This is a genomic window from Candidatus Symbiopectobacterium sp., from assembly GCF_020054415.1.
In the GTDB taxonomy this organism is placed as follows: Bacteria; Pseudomonadota; Gammaproteobacteria; order Enterobacterales; family Enterobacteriaceae; genus Symbiopectobacterium.
This window is the reverse complement of record NZ_JAHWCO010000487.1, coordinates 1-2,560: the sequence shown is the minus strand read 5'-3', so window position 1 is coordinate 2,560 and position 2,560 is coordinate 1. Positions and strand designations below refer to the sequence as shown.

Here is a 2,560-nt window from a genome sequence, read left to right as displayed (position 1 = left end):
GTTACCTGACTTATCCTGGCAATGAATGTGGAAAGAATGTTTACCGAGATCGATACCAATAAGAGTAACGTTTTCCATGATGGCCTCTCCTGAAAGAAAAACACCCTGCCAGCGTACCGCTCACAGAGTGGGGGTGACCATCTCATTTGTCTGGTGTTGCGCCAGTATGAAAGTGACTATGCGATGTGGCGCTTTTACCGTGACGGTCAGGAGGTTAGCCATAAAGCTGAAGGCAACCTGTCGAGTAACGACGGCGAAGTGGTGATGCGTTATGCGCTGGATGGGCGAGGCCTGCTGTTGCGTTCAGCCTAGGATGTTGAACCTTATTTAGATCAGGGTGCTTTAGTGGCTTTGCTGCCAAACTTCACGACGCAGGATGCAGGTATTCACGCTGTCTATCAGCAACGGCGTCACGTTCCTGCCAGAATCACCACCTTTGTCCGCTATCTTCAGGCAGAAATGGCAGTTTAGATTGAAACGCAGTCGCGTTTTATTAAAGACGCTCAAATCTCCTCTCGCTATGGTATCAATTTTAATCCCTTACGCTCGTCAGAGGGTCGCCGTAAATACGGCGATAATCTGTCTTGTGCCATTTGGGACATTTATCGATGCCTGTGCACAGGTACAATATTGCTAAAAAGAAAGGGTAAAAAACCACACAGCCTTGTGCACAGAGTCTGGCAGTACGGCAGCTCGATGGATGTGTGCTGTAAGTGTGACCAAGAGGGTGAAACAGCACGGTTTTGATTCAATGCCTAATAGGGGTGGTATGACGATGGTTAAAGCAGAAGAAGCGGCAATGGAAATTCTTGTCAATGCGGATGAATCACGCAGCCTGTGTCTTGAGGCGTTGCAGGCTGCACGTCACGGTCAGGTTGAACAAGCCAATGCGTTAATGACCCGCGCAGATCGGTTTGCAAGAGTGGCGCATCAGGTTCAAACGCAGTTGGTTGCACGAGAAACCGTTGTGCCGATGACATCTATCATGGCGCATGCGCAAGATCACTTGATGACATCATTATTGGTGCGGGAGTTGGCGAACGAAATGCTGTATTTATACCAGCGTTAACAAGAAGCACGATGTGAAGGGTGGGAATAGACCTGTACCGTCTTTCATCAGAACGGTACAGGTGGTGACGCGTTGATTATCGGGTGGCTTTGATTGCCGCGACCAAGGTGTTCATCTGTTCGCCGATCAGTGCCGCAATTTTTTCGTCATGCAAATTGCCCTGATCGTCAAAGCCGCCAGCAAAAGCGTTGGTGAACACTTCCGGCTTGTTAAGCGGTTGCAGATTCAGGAATACGGCGCTTTGGCGCAGGCGATACTGCGTACGCGACGTTCCCATACCGCCGCCTGCACCCATCAGCGCCACCGGTTTGCCGCTCAGCGGCTGGCTGTCTGGCAGACGTGAAAGCCAGTCGAGAATGTTCTTCAAAGCCGGTGCCACGGAGTAGTTGTACTCGGTACAGGCAAAGACAAATCCTTCAGCCTGCTGCACCTGACGCGCGATACGCTGCACGGCAGCGGGGATCTCGGTCAGATCGGCATTGTAGAACGGTACATCTAGCAGATCGGCGATCTCAAGGGTAGTATCCGCTGGCAGAGCTGCTTGCGCTGCGCGCAGCAGCCCTTTATTCGCAGAGGTGCGGCGCAGGCTGCCTGCGATGCCCAATAGTCGTAGGGTGCTCATGGTATTTCCTTAAAATTCAGCATCAATATCAACAACAGAAATCAGTTTGTGGTTCACAAACTCTTTAATGCCCAGCCCAGTCAGTTCGCGCCCATAACCAGAACGGCGGATGCCGCCAAACGGCAGATCGGCCTGCACTCGGGTTGGGTGGTTGACGTATACCATCCCGGTGGACAGACGAGAGGCAACTTCAGCCCCGTGTCTGCCGTTACGGGTGAACGCAGAACCACTGAGACCGAACGGTGAATCGTTGGCAATACGTACCGCATCATCTTCATCTTTAGCGCGGAACAGCATAGAGACCGGGCCAAAAAACTCCATATGATAGGCGGGATTATCCTGCGTAACGTCGGTAAGTATAGTCTGTTGTACGAAGGCTCCCTAGGTTGGCACTTTCGGGCACACTTCCAGCGCCGTTGCACCGTGTGACACCGCCAGTTGGATCTTCTGTCTTACTTCATCAGCCGCCTGTTGGGAAGAGAGCGGGGCCAACGTGGTGTTTTCATCCAACGGATCGCCTGTGCGCAACGCAGCAACGCCCTGGGTATACCGGTCGAGAAACGCGTCATACACTGCATCTTCAATGATCATGCGTTTGGAAGAGACGCACACCTGTCCGCCGTTCGGTCGTGTATTCAATGAGTTGATGTAGCATCAAACGTAGTACTCGCGTTCGATGTAAGTACCCATGATCCTATCGTGCATTTCGGATCATTTTGAATATCCGAGCGTCTTGCGATTGAGCCGTTGCAATCGGTTACGCAGTGTCAGATGTGCACGCTCAATACGCTGTGTATACAGCTTGCTAACAATGTGTTTTACTTTTTGAAGTTCGTCGTTGTAAGCCCTGTAGCCATCCGTGTTTGCAT

The 2,560-nt window shown here is 51.6% G+C and carries 5 protein-coding genes and 1 pseudogene; 3 read left to right on the top strand and 3 right to left on the bottom strand.

Features of this window, described 5'->3' with window-relative positions:
- The first annotated feature begins 183 nt into the window (after positions 1 to 183).
- The 3 genes from QZ506_RS14285 (at position 184) to QZ506_RS14275 (ending at position 1,069) form a co-directional block, all read left to right on the top strand.
- Positions 184 to 312 carry a hypothetical protein gene (locus QZ506_RS14285; RefSeq protein ID WP_291971915.1) on the top strand — a complete coding sequence of 43 codons (129 nt, stop codon included), beginning with the start codon at positions 184 to 186 and terminating at the stop codon, positions 310 to 312.
- A gap of 33 nt (positions 313 to 345) precedes the next feature.
- Positions 346 to 471, top strand: coding sequence for a hypothetical protein (locus QZ506_RS14280; RefSeq protein ID WP_291971914.1), 126 nt, complete (start codon positions 346 to 348; stop codon positions 469 to 471).
- Between the two features lie 304 nt (positions 472 to 775).
- Positions 776 to 1,069: a PTS lactose/cellobiose transporter subunit IIA gene (locus QZ506_RS14275; protein ID WP_291971919.1), complete on the top strand. Its 294-nt coding sequence runs from the start codon at positions 776 to 778 to the stop codon at positions 1,067 to 1,069.
- A gap of 76 nt (positions 1,070 to 1,145) precedes the next feature.
- On the opposite strand, the gene QZ506_RS14270 is transcribed toward QZ506_RS14275, so the two are convergent.
- The 3 genes and pseudogenes from QZ506_RS14270 to QZ506_RS14260 all read right to left on the bottom strand — a co-directional run.
- The gene (locus QZ506_RS14270; protein ID WP_291971912.1) at positions 1,146 to 1,691 is read right to left on the bottom strand and encodes an NADPH-dependent FMN reductase; all 546 of its coding nucleotides are present in this window, start codon (positions 1,689 to 1,691) and stop codon (positions 1,146 to 1,148) included.
- Between the two features lie 9 nt (positions 1,692 to 1,700).
- Positions 1,701 to 2,303, bottom strand: a pseudogene (locus QZ506_RS14265) (aldehyde dehydrogenase family protein).
- A 99-nt stretch (positions 2,304 to 2,402) separates the two neighbouring features.
- Positions 2,403 to 2,560, bottom strand: a 158-nt coding sequence (locus QZ506_RS14260) for an IS1 family transposase (RefSeq protein ID WP_291971917.1), incomplete at its 5' end; no start/stop codon positions are given.

Bases quoted from the DNA above. Each gene is read 5' to 3' on its own strand.
- QZ506_RS14270 (WP_291971912.1), bottom strand. From the start codon at position 1,691: ATGAGCACCCTACGACTATTGGGCATCGCAGGCAGCCTGCGCCGCACC.
- QZ506_RS14285 (WP_291971915.1), top strand. From the start codon at position 184: ATGTGGCGCTTTTACCGTGACGGTCAGGAGGTTAGCCATAAAGCTGAA.
- QZ506_RS14275 (WP_291971919.1), top strand. From the start codon at position 776: ATGGTTAAAGCAGAAGAAGCGGCAATGGAAATTCTTGTCAATGCGGAT.